The sequence below is a fragment of the Achromobacter spanius genome (assembly GCF_002812705.1).
GTDB classification, from domain to species: domain Bacteria; phylum Pseudomonadota; class Gammaproteobacteria; order Burkholderiales; family Burkholderiaceae_B; genus Achromobacter; species Achromobacter spanius.
The window spans coordinates 5,309,941-5,323,357 of record NZ_CP025030.1 but is presented as its reverse complement, the minus strand read 5'-3'; the positions used below and the strand labels follow the sequence as shown (position 1 = coordinate 5,323,357).

The following is a 13,417-nucleotide window of genomic DNA, read 5'->3' as shown; positions in this document are numbered from 1 at the left end:
ACAGGGTGATATGCTGGTCAACAATTAAGCGCGAGACCTAGGGATTGCACTAGGAACCACCGAGAAGGTGGCGCGGATTGCCTGGCATGATGCCATCTGGAAAGCGGCGCACTTATACTGATTTGCTTATCCCAAATATTGAATTTTCATAATGAGAGGTCAGACATGACACCCAGTTCGGCACTGGCCGGCATTACCGTGCTGGAAATTTGCAACGTCGCGGCGGGACCGTTTTGCGGCATGTTGTTGGCGGATATGGGCGCCGACGTCATCAAGGTCGAAAACCCCGAGGGCGGCGATACGCTGCGTAGCTGGCCGCCCATTTCTGACGGCTACAGCGAGAACTTCGCGTCCTTGAACCGCAACAAGAAGTCGGTGACGCTGAACCTGAAAAACCCAGAAGACCTGGCCCTGGCGCGCGAATTGGCGCAGACCGTCGACGTGCTGATCGAAAACAATCGGCCGGGCGTGATGGATCGGCTGGGACTGGGGTATGCGCAACTGCGCGAGGCCAATCCCAAACTTGTCTATTGCTCGATTTCGGCCTACGGGCAGTCGGGCCCGCGTTCACAGGAAGGCGGTTTCGACCTGACCATCCAGGCCATGAGCGGCATCATGAGCGTCACCGGTGAAGCCGGCGGCGAACCCGTGAAATGCGGCGTGCCGGTGGCGGATTTTTCGGCCGGCCTGTATGGCGCCTTCGCCATCGCTTCGGCCTTGCGCGCGGCCCAGGCCAGCGGGCAGGGCACGCACATTGATGTGCCGATGCTGGGCGCGACGCTGGGCATTGCCGCCTTGCAGACGTCGGAATTCTTCGGCAGCGGCAAAGACCCCGTGAAGCTGGGCTCGGCCCACCCGCGCAACGCGCCGTATCAGGCGTTCCGTTGCCAGGGCGGTTATTTCGGCATGGCCGCCGGCAACCAGGCATTGTGGAAAAGCGTATGCGCCACCGTCGGGCGCGATGACCTGCTGGCCGACCCGCGCTTTACCGACACCAGCGCCCGCGCCCGCAACCAGACCGCCTTGCGCGAGATCCTGGAAGCCATCTTCGCTAACGAGGATGCGCAGACCTGGCTGTCGCGCTTCCGTGCCGCGGGCGTGCCTTGCGCACCAATCAACACCTATTCCGAAGTGCTGGCCGACCCGCAGGTGGAACACATGGGTTGGGTGCAGCCGGTTGAACTGCCCAACGGCGTGCAGACGCGCACCTTCGGTTTGCCGGTGCGCTTTGACGGCCAGACCACGGCGCTGCGCCTGCGTCCGCCCGCGCTGGGCGAGCACAACGACGAAGTGCTGGGCGCCTTGCGCGCGGCCATGAAGGGAGCAGTGGCATGAGCGTGCTGCGTATCGACAAACAGGGTGCGCGGCATGTGCTGACGCTGACGCGCGCCGACAAGATGAACGCGCTGTCCGCCGAATTGGTGGACGCGCTGATCGCCGCGCTGGACGAAGCCGAGGCGCAGGGCGCCAAGCTGATCGTGCTGAAGGGCGAAGGCAAGAACTTCAGCGCGGGCTTTGACTTTGGGGACTGGCAGTCGCAAAGCGAGGGCGACCTGCTGCTGCGCTTTGTGCGTATCGAGACCCTGCTGCAACGCCTGGCGGCGTCGCCGTGCCTGACCGTGGCGCTGGCGCATGGCCGCAACTTCGGCGCGGGTGTGGATGTATTCGGTGCCTGCAAATGGCGCATCAGCGCGCCGGACGCCACGTTCCGCATGCCGGGCCTGAAGTTCGGTCTGGTGCTGGGCACGCGCCGCTTTGCCGCGCTGGTGGGTGCCGAGCGTGCCCGCGTGGTGCTGGAGCAGGCTGCCACGTTCAGCGCGGAAGAAGCTTTGCGCGACGGCTTTGCGACCCGGCTTGCCGTGGCGCAGGAATGGCCCGACATCGAACAGCAGGCGTGGGACACGGCGCAGGCATTGACGGACGCCAGCCGCATTCAGCTCTACGCCGCGCTGTCGCAGGAAACGCCCGACGCCGACTTGGCGCGCCTGGTGCGTTCGGCGGCGGCGCCCGGCTTGAAGGACCGCGTGGCCGCGTATCTGCAAGCGCGCTAACGGCACAAGAACCAGCAGGAGGAAGACAATGGCTTCAGGCTTCAATCAACCCAACAAGCAGTGCACGGTGGCCGAACTGGCCGCGCTGGTGCCCAATGGCGCGTCCATCGCGCTGGGCGGCAGCTTTCTGCACCGTGGGCCGTTCGCGTTCGTGCGCGAACTGATCCGGCAAGGCAAGCGCGACCTGGAACTGGTCAAGCAGTCGCCGGGATACGACGTGGACATCCTCTGCCGCGCGGGCGTGCTGCGCCGCGTGCGCGCGGGCATCGTCGCCATGGAAGGCAACTTCGGCCTGGCGCCGTGGTATCGCCGCGCCGTGGAACACCGCGAGATCGAACTGGAAGAACACGCCTGCGCCAGCCTCACGGCCGGCTTGCGGGCGGCGGCCTTTGGCGTGCCGTTCCAGCCTTGCGGCGGGCTGCATGGCAGCGGCCTGCCGGAGCTGAACGGCTGGGCCTGCCTGGACGACCCCTACGGCAGCGGCCAGAAAACCTATGTGGTGCCCGCCATCCGCCCCGACTTCGCGGTGATCCAGGCGTCTGAAGTGGATGCGCTGGGCAATGTGCGCGTGCATGGCACGGCGCATTGGGACCGCATCATGTCGCGCGCGGCGGGCAGCGTGCTGGTGGTGGCCGAGAAGGTCGTCGACAGCGCGGTATTCGAAGCGCAGCCGGAATCCACGCTGGTGCCGTACTTCATGGTGCAGGCCTACGCGGTGGCGCCGGGCAGCGCCTGGCCGGGATCGTGCTGGCCCGACTACGCCATCGACTATCCGGCCGTAGAGGCCTACATGGACAAGAACAGCGATCTACAAGCGCACCTGGCCGCCGCGCCCGAAGTGCAAGGGGGCAATCATGGCTGAACAATGGTCGGGCTTTTCCTACATCGTGACGAATCTGGCGCGCTTCATCCGCCCCGATGAAATCACCTTCAGCGGCGTCAATTCCACCATGCCGATGCTGGCCTGCCTGTTGGCCAAGCGCGCCTACGACTGGGACTTCGTCTACATCAACGTGGCGGGCGGCGTGAACCCGCGTCCCTCGCAGATTCCCATTTCCAGTTCAGACCCGGTACTGGCCGAACACACCGCGTCGATTTTCTCGAACGAAGACTTCTACGACCTGTGCACGCGCGGCCGCATGGACCTGACCTTCCTGGGCGCGGCGCAGATCGATGGCGCGGGCTGCGCCAACAATTCCTGCATTGGCGACTGGCATGAACCCAAGGTGCGGTTGCCTGGCGGCGGAGGCGGTGCGGTGATGCTGCCCACGGCCAAGCGCGCCTGCACGTGGCGCACCGAGCATTCGCGCCGCACCTTCGTATCGAAGCTGGATTTCATGACGTCGTGGGGCGGCTTTCATGGGGTGGTGACGCCCATCGCCGTGTTCATCAAGCGCGACGGGCGGCTGGCGCTGCAATCGTGGCATCCGGAGTCCAGCTTGTCGGAAGTGCGCGAGCGCACCGGCTTTGAATTCGACGCGACCGGCGCCGAACCCACCGCGCCGCCGACCGAGCAGGAAGCGCGCGCGTTGCGAGAGCTGGACGCGGACGGCCAATTCGAACGCGACGCCGCCGTCGCGCTGCGCTAGGGGGGCCGTCATGACGCTTTCCGAACCCACCTTGGTGGCGGCCTTTGCGCGCGCCTGGAGCCAGCCTGCATGGGCCACGCGCCCCGCTATTGTCACCCCCGACACCACCTTGACGTATGCCGACCTGCACGGCCGCGTTGCGCGCATTGCGGGTGGCTTGCGCGCGGCCGAGGTCGCGCCGGGCAGCTATGTGGCGGTGGCCATGGAGCGGTCGCTGGATCAAGTGTTGACGATACTGGGCGTGATGGCGGCGGGGGCGTGCCCCTGCCCGCTGGAGCCCCGGCTGTCGGTCGAGGAAACGGCGCGGCGAGTGGCGGCGGTGGGTTTGACGTGGCTGGTGCACGACGAGGCCAACACGGCGACCGCGGCGGCCAGTGGCCTGGCCCCGTCGCGAGTGCTGGCGGCGGCGAATGTCGCCAATGCCGCCCAAGCGAACAATGCGGACAATGCGCCAACGCTCGATCACGCCACCGATATTTCGCCTGACGCCCCGGGCTTGTTGCTGTTCACCTCCGGCAGCACCGGCAACCCCAAGGGCGTGCTGTTAAGCCACCGAGGCCTGGCGAACAACGCGCGCGGCGTGTTGGCGCATACCGGCCTGACTCCCGACGACCGGCTGCTGCACGTGATGCCGCTGCATCACACCAACGCACTGAACAACCAGATCTTCGCGCCGCTGCTGGCGGGCGCCAGCGTGGCGCTGGCCGGCCGCTTTCGCGCCGACGACATGCCGGGGCTGTTGCGCGCGTTTCGCCCCACCATCATCACGGGCGTGCCCACCATGTACGCCCGCATGCTGGAACTGGAGTTCGACGCGGCCAGCCTGGCGGGCCTGCGCTTTGCGCGCTGCGGATCGGCGCCCATCACCGAAGCGCTGCATCGGCGCATTGAAGCGTTCCTGGGCTGCCCGCTGGTGGTGTCCTACGGTCTGTCTGAAGCCACCTGCACGTCCACCATGAACCCGCCCGGTGCGCGGCGCGTGGGGTCTGTCGGCACCGTGCTGGCTGGGCAAAGCGTCACGCTGCGGCTGCCGGACGGATCCCTGGCCGCACCGGGCGGCGAAGGTGAAATCTGCATCGCGGGCGACAGCCTGATGCTGGGTTATCTGGGCGTGGACAATGGCGACGATGGCGCGCTGACCTTGTTGCGCACCGGCGACCTGGGGCGCTTCGACGATGCCGGCTACCTGAGCATCACGGGCCGCATCAAGGACGTGATCATTCGTGGCGGCGAGAACATTTCACCTGCCTTGATTGAAGGCGTGGTGACGGGGCTGCCTTTCGTTGCCGCGTGCTGCGTGGTGGGCGCGCCGGATGATGACCTGGGCGAAGTGCCGGTGATCTTCGTGCAGCCCCAGGGGGATGCGACACCCGGCGTCAAAGAGGCCGCGGCGCTGCAAGCCGATGTGTTGTCGCGGCTGGGCCGCATCTATGTGCCGCGCGACGTGTTCTGGGTGGAACGGCTGCCGGAAAACGCGGTGGGCAAGGTGGACCGCAAGGCGCTCTCCGGGCTGGCGTCGCGCAAGGCCGAGCAGGCGGAAACCATCTGCTCGAAGTAGCTTGGGCCAGATGCGGGTTGGTAGCGAAGTGGCCGAGGCGATAGTGGCGGCGGCACGGGCGTCACGCCATCTGGCTGAGGGTCTTGCGAAAGCGCTTCAACGAGAAGGCGAACAAGACGCCGCCGATCAGCGCCAACGCCAGGAAGGGCTGCCAGACGACGCTGAGCCCCGCGCCGCGAAACAGGATGGCCTGGCCCAGCTCCACGAAGTGCGTGGTGGGGGCGGCCAGCATGATGTCCTGTACGAACTGGGGCATGCTTTCGCGCGGCGTCGTGCCACCGGACAGCATCTGCAACGGCAACAGCACCAGCACCAGCAGCATGCCGAACTGCGGCATGCTGCGCGCCAGCGTCGCCATGAAGATGCCCATGGAGGTGGTGGCGAACAGGTGCAGCGCCACGCCCGCCAGGAACAGCGCCACCGACCCTTCAATGGGCACGTGCAGCAGGCCACGCACCACGAACGTCAGCGACAGGCCGGCGGCCACCAGCACCACCAGGCCCATCGACCACACTTTCGCCACCATGATCTCGGTGGGCGTGACCGGCATGACAAGCAGGTGCTCGATGGTGCCATGTTCCCGCTCGCGGATCAGGGCCGCTCCGGTCAGGATGATGGACAACATGGTGACGTTGTTGATGATCTCCATCAGGCTGCCGAACCACGTCTGCGTCAGATTGGGGTTGAACCGCATGCGCACCGCAAGCTCCACCGGCAGTTCAGTCGGCTTGCGGTAACGCCGGACGAATTCGTTGATCTCGTCGCTGACGATCTGCTGGATGTAGTTGCTGCCCGTGAACGCCTGACTCATGCGAGTCGCATCCACGTTCAGTTGGATCTGCGCGGGCTTGCCGGCCAGCACGTCGCGCTGGAAATTCGGTGGGATGTTGACGGAAAATGTGTAGCGCCCGGCATCCATGCCGACGTCGGCTTCGGCTGCCGTGACCATCTGCGGCCGGGTGAAATGCGGCGGGTAGAACGCCGAGGCGATGCGCGCGGATAGCGGCGAGACGTCTTCGTCCACCACGGCGATGGCGGCGTTGTGCAGGGATTCAGGCACCGCCGTGGCCGCCGTGTAGATCATCAGGGTGAACGAAATGAAGATCAACGCCAGCATCATGGGGTCGCGCGCCAGGCTCCAAAGCTCTTTCACGCCCAGCCGGTAGATATTGGACAGGTGTCGCGGCATGGTCAGGTCTCCTGCTTTTTCAAAAGCAGCACCGACGCGCCCAGGATCACGGGTATCGCCACAAGCAGGGGCCAGAACGAATCCCACAAGCTGGAGAAGTCCAGCGCTTTGCTGAACACGCCACGGCTGATGGTCAACATGTGGGTGGCCGGATAAATTTCCCCGATCAGCCGGCCCATGCCTTCCAGCGACGACACGGGGTTGAGCAGCCCGGCGAACTGTACCGCCGGCACCAGCGTGCCGATCATGGTGAAGAACAGCGCCGCGATCTGGCTGCGCGTGAACGTCGACGCCAGCAATCCGATGGCGGTTGCCACCACGTTGTAGATCAGCGCCGCGGCCAGCAGCGTGGCGAAGCTACCGGTGATGGGCACGCCGAACACGGTCACCGCCAGCAGCGTCATCAACAGGAAGTTCAACATCGCCAGCGTGACGTAAGGCGCCTGCTTGCCCAACAGGAATTCCAGTCGCGTGACCGGTGTGACGTACAGATTGATGATCGAGCCCAGTTCCTTTTCCCGCACGACGGCCAGCGCCGTCAGCATTGCCGGCATCATCAACAGCAACAGCGGAATCACGGCCGGCACCATGGCGGGCAGGCTGCGCACGTCGGGGTTGTAGCGAAAGCGCGTTTCGATGCTGATCTGCTGCGTGGCTGCGTTGCCCAACCGTTCACGCGCCTGCTGTTGCAACCAGCCCTGGTGCATGCCTTGCACATAGCCGCGTATGGTCTCGGCGCGTTGCGGCATGGCGCCGTCGATCCAGATGCCGATCTGTGCACTGCGCCCGCGTTCGGCGTCGCGTGCGAACCCCTGCGGGATTTCGATGGCCAAGGATAGTTCGCCGCTGCGCATGCGGGCGTCCATGTCCTGGTAGTCGGCAATGGGGGGCTGCTCGAGGAAGTAGCGCGAGCCGGCCAGGTTCAAGGCGTAGTTCTGGCTCAGGCTGGTCTGGTCTCGGTCCATGACGGCGTAGCGCAGGTCTTCCACATCCAGGCTGATGCCAAAGCCGATGACGAACATCAGCAGAAGCGAGCCGGCTAGCGCCAGCGTGGCGCGCACCGGGTCACGACGCAATTCCAGCGATTCGCGCCACAGGTAGCTGATCATCCGTTGCAGGTTGAAGCCACGAGGCCCTCGGGCCGGCGCGTGGTCGGGCATGGCGGTCTTGTTCAGCCGGGGCGCGTCTGCGTCTTGCGCTTTCCGGGCGGGCAAGGGGGCCGGCGGCGTGCCGGCGCCCGCGTCGATCAGGTAGGCGATGAAGGCCTCTTCCAGCGTTCTGGCGCCCCGCATGCGCATGATTTCGTTTGGCGAGGCACTGACCAGCACCTTGCCCGCGTGCATCAGCGACATCCGGTCGCAGCGCTGCGCCTCGTTCATGAAGTGGGTGGAAATGAAGATCGTGACCTGGTCCTGCCGCGCCAGCGAAATCAGAAGGCGCCAGAAATTGTCGCGAGCCACCGGGTCCACGCCCGAGGTCGGTTCGTCCAGAATCAGCAGCTCCGGCTTGTGCACCATGGCCACCGCCAGCGACAGGCGCTGGCGCACGCCCATCGGCAGCTTCTCGGGCAGTTCGTCCAGCGCATCGGTCAGGTCAAAGCGCGCCACCATCTCGTCGACGCGGGAAGCAATCTCGGCCGTGGGCACATGGAACAAACGGGCGTGCAGCACCAGGTTCTGGCGCACGGTCAGCTCGCCATACAGCGAAAACGCCTGCGACATATAGCCCACCCGGCGCCGCGTATCGATATTGCGGGGATCGACCTCGTTGCCGAACAGCCAGGCCTGGCCTTCGCTGGCCGGCAGCAGGCCGGTCAGCATCTTCATGGTGGTGGACTTGCCGCAGCCGTTGGACCCCAAAAAGCCAAAGATCTCGCCTTGGCGAATGCGAAAGTTGACGTGGTCCACGGCCACGAAATCGCCGAACCGCATGGTCAGGTCGCGCGCCTCGATGGCAATGGGGGCGTTGTCGTCCAGCGCCAATGGCGTGATCTCGACGGGCTTGTGGCCGCGCCGCTTTTCTTCCGGCAACAGGGCGATGAAGGCGGCTTCCAGCGTGTCGGTGCGCGTGCGCTGTTGCAGTTCGCCGGGCGTGCCGGTGGCCAGCACCCGGCCGTCGTCCATGGCGATCAGCCAGTCAAAGCGCTGCGCTTCGTCCATGTAGGCGGTGGCGACGACGACGCTCATGCCGCTGCGTTCGCGCCGGATGTCGTTGATCAGGTCCCAGAACTGCGCACGCGCCAGCGGATCAACGCCGGTGGTCGGTTCGTCCAGGATCAGCAGGTCAGGGTCATGGATCAGCGCGCAGCACAGGCCCAGCTTCTGTTTCATGCCGCCGGACAGCTTGCCGGCCGGACGCGACAGGAATGGGGCCAGGCCGGTACTGCCCGTCAGGCTGTCGATACGGCGGCGGCGCTCGGCCTCGCCGTGGCCGAACAGGCGGCCGAAAAATTGCAGGTTCTCTTCCACCGACAGGGTGGGGTACAGGTTCTTGCCCAAGCCCTGCGGCATGTAGGCGATGCGCGGGCAGACGGCGTCGCGATGATGCTTGCTGGCCATGTCGCCATCCAGCACGTACACCGTGCCGGCCTGTACCGCGCGAGAGCCGGCAATCAGCGCCAGCAGGCTGGATTTGCCCACGCCGTCCGGGCCGATCAAGCCCACCATGCGGCCGGCGGGTATTCCCAGCGTGATCTTGTCCAGCGCCAATGTCTTGCCGTACCGCAACGTAACGTCCGACAGCTTGATCACTGGCGCGCAGGGCGAGGCCGCTGTGAGAGGGGGCATCACGGCACCCTGACTTCCAGGCTGGCGGGCCAGGTGGCGTCTCTGTCAAGTTTCAGCCAGGCGACGCCGGGCACGCCGGTCTTGACCTGCTGCAAATGCTGTTGCAGCAGCTTGGGGTCGATCTGCGCCTTGACGCGGAACATCAGCTTCTGGCGTTCGGAGGCGGTTTCGACGGTTTTGGGTGTGAACTGCGCGGTGCTGGCCACGAACGACACCTTGGCCGGAATGACATATTGCGGGGCGGCGTCCAGGATGATGCGCACGTCCTGGCCCAACGCTACCCGGCCGGCCGCCTGTTCCGGTAGGAAGAACGTCATGTAGACATCGACCAGATCGACCATGTTGAGAACCTTGCCGCCGGCGCCGAGCACTTCACCGGCCTGGGCCACCAGGTACTGCACGCGGCCGGCGCGCGGCGCGCGCAGCTCGCTGTCGGCAATGTCGGCTTCGATGCGTGCAACGGTGGCCAGCGCCGCGTTCACCGCGGACTGCGCACCCACTTGTGCGGCGCGCGCGGCCTGGATGGCGGCTTGCGCCGCGTTCACCTGGGCTCGCGCGGCATTCACCGCGGCGTGCGCGCTGGCGACCCGGGCCCTGTCATCGTCCAATTCCTGGATGGACGAAGCGCCTTCCTTGGACAAGGCTTCCGACCGCGCCAAGCGTCTGCGGGCGGCATCCAGTTCGCTTTCGCGTTGCACCACGAAGGCCTCGGCCGCCAGCTTGTCGCTTTCGCGTTGGGCGATCTGGGCGCTGGCGCTGGCGGCGTTGTTGATGGCCTGCTGGTGCTGGGCCCGCGCTTCCTCGCGCTGGGCGTTCAGCGTGTTGATCTGCATGCGCGCGAGCGGTTGGCCGGCGGCGACGAATTCGCCTTCCGCTACCAGCACTTCCTGTACGCGGCCGGCCAGTTTGGTGGCGACGTCGATTTCCGTCGCTTCGATGCGGCCATTGCCGCTGATGAAGCCTGCGCCCGGACCGTTGTCGGCAAGCATGCGCCACCCGGTGTAAGCGGCGGCGGCCACGGCCAGCACGAGCAGGATGGGAATCAGTTTTCGAGTAGGCAGCTTCATGGTTCGGATCCGGTATCTATCGTGGCGTGGCGGGGGCCTGCGAGCCTCCCCCCAGCGCGCCGTACAGCCCGACGCGCGCCGACAAGAGGGCGCGGCGCGTCTGCACCAACGCCTGCTGCGCGGCCAGCAGGTCACGTTGTGCGTCCAGCACTTCCAGGTAAGGCGACGCGCCATGGTCATAGCGCAGCTTGGCGAGCCGCGCGCGTTCGCTTTGCGCGGCGACGGTGGCGCGCAGCACCTGCACCTGTTCGGCCAACCAGCGGCGGGCGGACAGCGCATCGGACACGTCCTTGAACGCGCTCTGGATGGTTTGTTCGTAGCTCGCGACTGCCTGGTCGCGGCGCACCTCGGCCAAGTCCAGGTTGGCGCTGCGTCGTCCGGCGTCGAAAATGGGCAGGTCTACGCTGGGCGCGAAGTTCCAGGCCCCGCTGCCGCTGCCGAACAGACCATTGAGTTCGGCGCTGGCGGTGCCAAAGGCGCCGGTCAACGTAATGCGGGGAAAGAAGGCGGCGCGCGCCGCCCCGATATTGGCGTTGGCCGCGCGCAATTGGTGTTCGGCGGCGACGATGTCGGGGCGTTGCGTCAGCAGGTCGGACGGCAGGCCGGCGGGCAGGTCGCTCATCACGGCCTCGTCATCCAGACCGGCTCGCGCGGGCGGCAGGTTCAACGGCTTGCCCACCAGCAGCTCCAGCGCGTGCGCCTGCGTGGCGCGGGCCTGTTCCAGTTCGGCGCCCAGCGCGCGGGCCTGCTGCCACAGCGTTTCCACCTGGGTCAGGTCCAGCTTTGAGATCGAGCCGACCTCGTAGCGGCGGCGGAAAATGCGCAGTGATTCCTCGCGCGATGCGATCGTCTCGCGGGTCAGCGCCAGGCGCTCGTCCAGTTCGCGGAGCGACAGGTAGCTGTCCGCCACCTGCGCGATCAGGCTCAAGGTGACGGCGCGCGCGGCTTCTTCGGATGCCAGGTAGTTTTCCAGCGCAGCGTCGTTCAAGCTGTGCACGCGACCCCAGAAGTCCAGTTCCCAGGTCGCCATGCCCACTCCCGCCTGGTATTGGTTGGCCACCATGGGCCGACCCGTCAGGTTCAGGTCCGCGGGTGTGCGCGAACGGCTGCCCGCGGCCTGCACGCCAATGGTGGGAAACTGGTCCGCGCGCTGGATGCCGTACAGGGCACGCGCTTCTTGTACACGTAGTAGCGCCTGGCGCAAATCACGATTGTTCGCGAGCGCCTCGTTGATCAGGCCTTGCAGAGTGGGGTCGGAAAAATAGCTTTGCCAACCAAGGCGGGCGGCGTTCAGCCCCGCTTCGGTCTCGTTCGGGGGCGGGGTGGACCAGGTGGCGGCCACCGGCAGGGCGGGGCGCTCGTACGGCGGAGCCATCGACACGCAACCCTGCGCCAGCAGCACGGCCAGGACGGCCGGCGCCAGGCGGGCAGCGTTCCATGCCGAAAGCGGATGGCGAGTCATGCATCGTTCTCCATCTTGTAAATGGAAGGCTGACGTCCAACGGCGGTAACCGTGACGCCTTCATGGAATCAATTCTGCCCGCCACGTGGCGGCGGTTCATTGATTGAAGTCAAGCTAACGACTGACCGGTCGGTTTGTAATGAAGCCGAAGGATGGGGCATGACTTGCACGCCACGCGCCTATTGGCAAGGAGGCAAGAATGAGCACGCAACGCCAGCGGCTGCCTCCTGCGGTGCGGGTAGGGCAGATCCTGCACGCCGCGCTACAGGAATTCTCGGCGGCCGGTTACGAGGGGGCGCGCATGCAAGACATCGCGCGCCGGGCGGGCCTGTCCAAGGGCGGGCTATACGCCCATTTTTCTAGCAAGGAAGACGTATTCCGGGCGTTGCTGGAACAGCACCTGACCCCGGCCCGCCTGGATGCGCGTGCCATGGTCGATGGCTCGCGGACGGTCCGGCATTTGGCGGAACGCCTGGTGGACCACTTGTATGCCAGCCTGGCCAACCCGGCCATGATCGCCACCATGCGATTGCTGCTGGCCGAAAGCGCCCGCGTGCCGCACCTGGCGCGGCGCTGGCGCCAGGAGACGGTCAACGCCTGTCAAACCGATATTGCAAACCTGCTGGTGTTGGCGCGTGAAAGGGGCTTGTGCAAGGCAGGCGTGGCGGCCAGCCACCCCGAGCTGTTGCTCTCGCCGGTGGTGCACGCCATTGTCATGGCCATGCTGACGGGCGCGGACGAAACTTTCGATGTGTCGGCGCGACGCGACGCGCACGTGGCGCTGATCTGTGGATTGCTGTAGCGCGCCGGTCAGGCCTGGCCGCGCAGTCTGGCTAGTTCTGCCGACAGCTCGGCAACCAGCGCCTGGGCCCGCGCCAGAGGATCGTGCTGGCCTTGCGGCGTAATGCCCTTGGCCGATTCAGCCGGCGCATCCTGCAAGCGCGGATGCACGCTTTCATGGCCGTTACTGACGTCCACGTCGAACACCAATTGTTCGGCGCGGTGCCAGGTGGTGAACCACTCCAGCGGCCGGTCGTGCTGGTCCATGCCCTGGCCTTGCAGCATCAGCAAGGGCGTGCCGGTTGTGGTGTCGAGCAGCTTGGCCAGCTTGGCGTCGGCGGCAACCGCGCGGATCTGATTGCGGCCGGCGCCGGGGCGCAGGCCAAAGCGGCGCGTCAACACGCCGTGCAGGGAAGCGTCGGTCAGGTCCTCGGCACGCAGGCCGGGCACCACATCGACGGGCAACCACGTGCGCACATAGGCCAGCGGCGCGTCGGCCACGTGGCGCAAGCGTTCGAGCATCAGCAATTTGGATGTGCCGAAGAACGCGGCCACATCGGCGGGCGGTTCGGCGCGCGCAAAGGCCAGCACGCGCGTCTGCAAGGCCACGCCGGACTGCGCGAACTGCTCGTACAGGCCGGTGGACCGCTGCACCAGACGGCGGTGTTCCTGCTGCGCGGCCACCGTGGCGGGGCGTCCGCTTTCGCGTTGGATCAGCCCTTCGGTGGCCAGCGCGGCAAGCGCCTGGCGCACCACGCTGCGCGCGACGCCAAAGCGTACACACAGCGCAGCTTCGCTAGGCAGCACGGCGCCCGCCGCAAGCTTGTTCGACCGGATGAACCCCCGCAGCAGCGTCGCCACCTGGGCGTGCAGCGGGACCTCGCCTGAGCGATCAAGAATGGGCAATGCGTCGTGCGTGGCGGGCGCCATGGAAA

11 protein-coding genes are annotated in these 13,417 nt (G+C 66.2%); 6 read left to right on the top strand and 5 right to left on the bottom strand.

Annotated features, from left to right (window positions below; genetic code table 11):
• The first annotated feature begins 165 nt into the window (after positions 1–165).
• From CVS48_RS23970 to CVS48_RS23950, 5 genes are read left to right on the top strand one after another with little or no spacing between them, the layout of a single operon-like run.
• Positions 166–1,335, top strand: a complete 1,170-nt coding sequence (locus CVS48_RS23970; protein ID WP_100856627.1) for a CaiB/BaiF CoA transferase family protein — start codon at positions 166–168, stop codon at positions 1,333–1,335.
• On the top strand, positions 1,332–2,051 hold the full coding sequence (locus CVS48_RS23965; protein ID WP_100856626.1) for an enoyl-CoA hydratase/isomerase family protein: 720 nt from the start codon (positions 1,332–1,334) through the stop codon (positions 2,049–2,051). The genes CVS48_RS23970 and CVS48_RS23965 overlap by 4 nt, the downstream gene beginning before the upstream one ends.
• 28 nt (positions 2,052–2,079) lie before the next feature.
• Positions 2,080–2,913: a CoA transferase subunit A gene (locus CVS48_RS23960; protein WP_100856625.1), complete on the top strand. Its 834-nt coding sequence runs from the start codon at positions 2,080–2,082 to the stop codon at positions 2,911–2,913.
• Positions 2,906–3,640, top strand: a complete 735-nt coding sequence (locus CVS48_RS23955) for a CoA-transferase subunit beta (RefSeq protein WP_100856624.1) — start codon at positions 2,906–2,908, stop codon at positions 3,638–3,640. Before CVS48_RS23960 ends, CVS48_RS23955 begins: the two co-directional genes overlap by 8 nt.
• Before the next feature lie 10 nt (positions 3,641–3,650).
• Positions 3,651–5,198, top strand: a complete 1,548-nt coding sequence (locus CVS48_RS23950; RefSeq protein WP_100856623.1) for a class I adenylate-forming enzyme family protein — start codon at positions 3,651–3,653, stop codon at positions 5,196–5,198.
• 61 nt (positions 5,199–5,259) lie between these two features.
• On the opposite strand, the gene CVS48_RS23945 is transcribed toward CVS48_RS23950, so the two are convergent.
• The 4 genes from CVS48_RS23945 to CVS48_RS23930 are packed head-to-tail and all read right to left on the bottom strand — an operon-like array spanning position 5,260 to position 11,702.
• Entirely contained in the window at positions 5,260–6,387 is a 1,128-nt protein-coding gene (locus CVS48_RS23945) for an ABC transporter permease (protein WP_100856622.1), read from the bottom strand.
• 2 nt (positions 6,388–6,389) lie between these two features.
• Positions 6,390–9,173 carry a ribosome-associated ATPase/putative transporter RbbA gene (gene rbbA, locus CVS48_RS23940; protein ID WP_100856621.1) on the bottom strand — a complete coding sequence of 928 codons (2,784 nt, stop codon included), beginning with the start codon at positions 9,171–9,173 and terminating at the stop codon, positions 6,390–6,392.
• Positions 9,173–10,240, bottom strand: a complete 1,068-nt coding sequence (locus CVS48_RS23935; RefSeq protein ID WP_100856620.1) for an HlyD family secretion protein — start codon at positions 10,238–10,240, stop codon at positions 9,173–9,175. Before CVS48_RS23935 ends, rbbA begins: the two co-directional genes overlap by 1 nt.
• A gap of 16 nt (positions 10,241–10,256) precedes the next feature.
• Positions 10,257–11,702: an efflux transporter outer membrane subunit gene (locus CVS48_RS23930; protein WP_100856619.1), complete on the bottom strand. Its 1,446-nt coding sequence runs from the start codon at positions 11,700–11,702 to the stop codon at positions 10,257–10,259.
• 199 nt (positions 11,703–11,901) lie between these two features.
• On the opposite strand from CVS48_RS23930, the gene CVS48_RS23925 reads away from it, so the two are divergent.
• Positions 11,902–12,504, top strand: coding sequence for a TetR/AcrR family transcriptional regulator (locus CVS48_RS23925; RefSeq protein WP_100856618.1), 603 nt, complete (start codon positions 11,902–11,904; stop codon positions 12,502–12,504).
• 8 nt (positions 12,505–12,512) lie between these two features.
• On the opposite strand, the gene CVS48_RS23920 is transcribed toward CVS48_RS23925, so the two are convergent.
• Entirely contained in the window at positions 12,513–13,412 is a 900-nt protein-coding gene (locus tag CVS48_RS23920; protein WP_100856617.1) for a GntR family transcriptional regulator, read from the bottom strand.
• Positions 13,413–13,417: the final 5 nt, after the last annotated feature.

Coding starts and splice junctions, on each gene's coding strand:
- CVS48_RS23970 (WP_100856627.1), top strand. CDS start 166: ATGACACCCAGTTCGGCACTGGCCGGCATTACCGTGCTGGAAATTTGC.
- CVS48_RS23965 (WP_100856626.1), top strand. CDS start 1,332: ATGAGCGTGCTGCGTATCGACAAACAGGGTGCGCGGCATGTGCTGACG.
- CVS48_RS23960 (WP_100856625.1), top strand. CDS start 2,080: ATGGCTTCAGGCTTCAATCAACCCAACAAGCAGTGCACGGTGGCCGAA.
- CVS48_RS23955 (WP_100856624.1), top strand. CDS start 2,906: ATGGCTGAACAATGGTCGGGCTTTTCCTACATCGTGACGAATCTGGCG.
- CVS48_RS23950 (WP_100856623.1), top strand. CDS start 3,651: ATGACGCTTTCCGAACCCACCTTGGTGGCGGCCTTTGCGCGCGCCTGG.
- CVS48_RS23945 (WP_100856622.1), bottom strand. CDS start 6,387: ATGCCGCGACACCTGTCCAATATCTACCGGCTGGGCGTGAAAGAGCTT.
- rbbA (WP_100856621.1), bottom strand. CDS start 9,173: ATGCCCCCTCTCACAGCGGCCTCGCCCTGCGCGCCAGTGATCAAGCTG.
- CVS48_RS23935 (WP_100856620.1), bottom strand. CDS start 10,240: ATGAAGCTGCCTACTCGAAAACTGATTCCCATCCTGCTCGTGCTGGCC.
- CVS48_RS23930 (WP_100856619.1), bottom strand. CDS start 11,702: ATGACTCGCCATCCGCTTTCGGCATGGAACGCTGCCCGCCTGGCGCCG.
- CVS48_RS23925 (WP_100856618.1), top strand. CDS start 11,902: ATGAGCACGCAACGCCAGCGGCTGCCTCCTGCGGTGCGGGTAGGGCAG.
- CVS48_RS23920 (WP_100856617.1), bottom strand. CDS start 13,412: ATGGCGCCCGCCACGCACGACGCATTGCCCATTCTTGATCGCTCAGGC.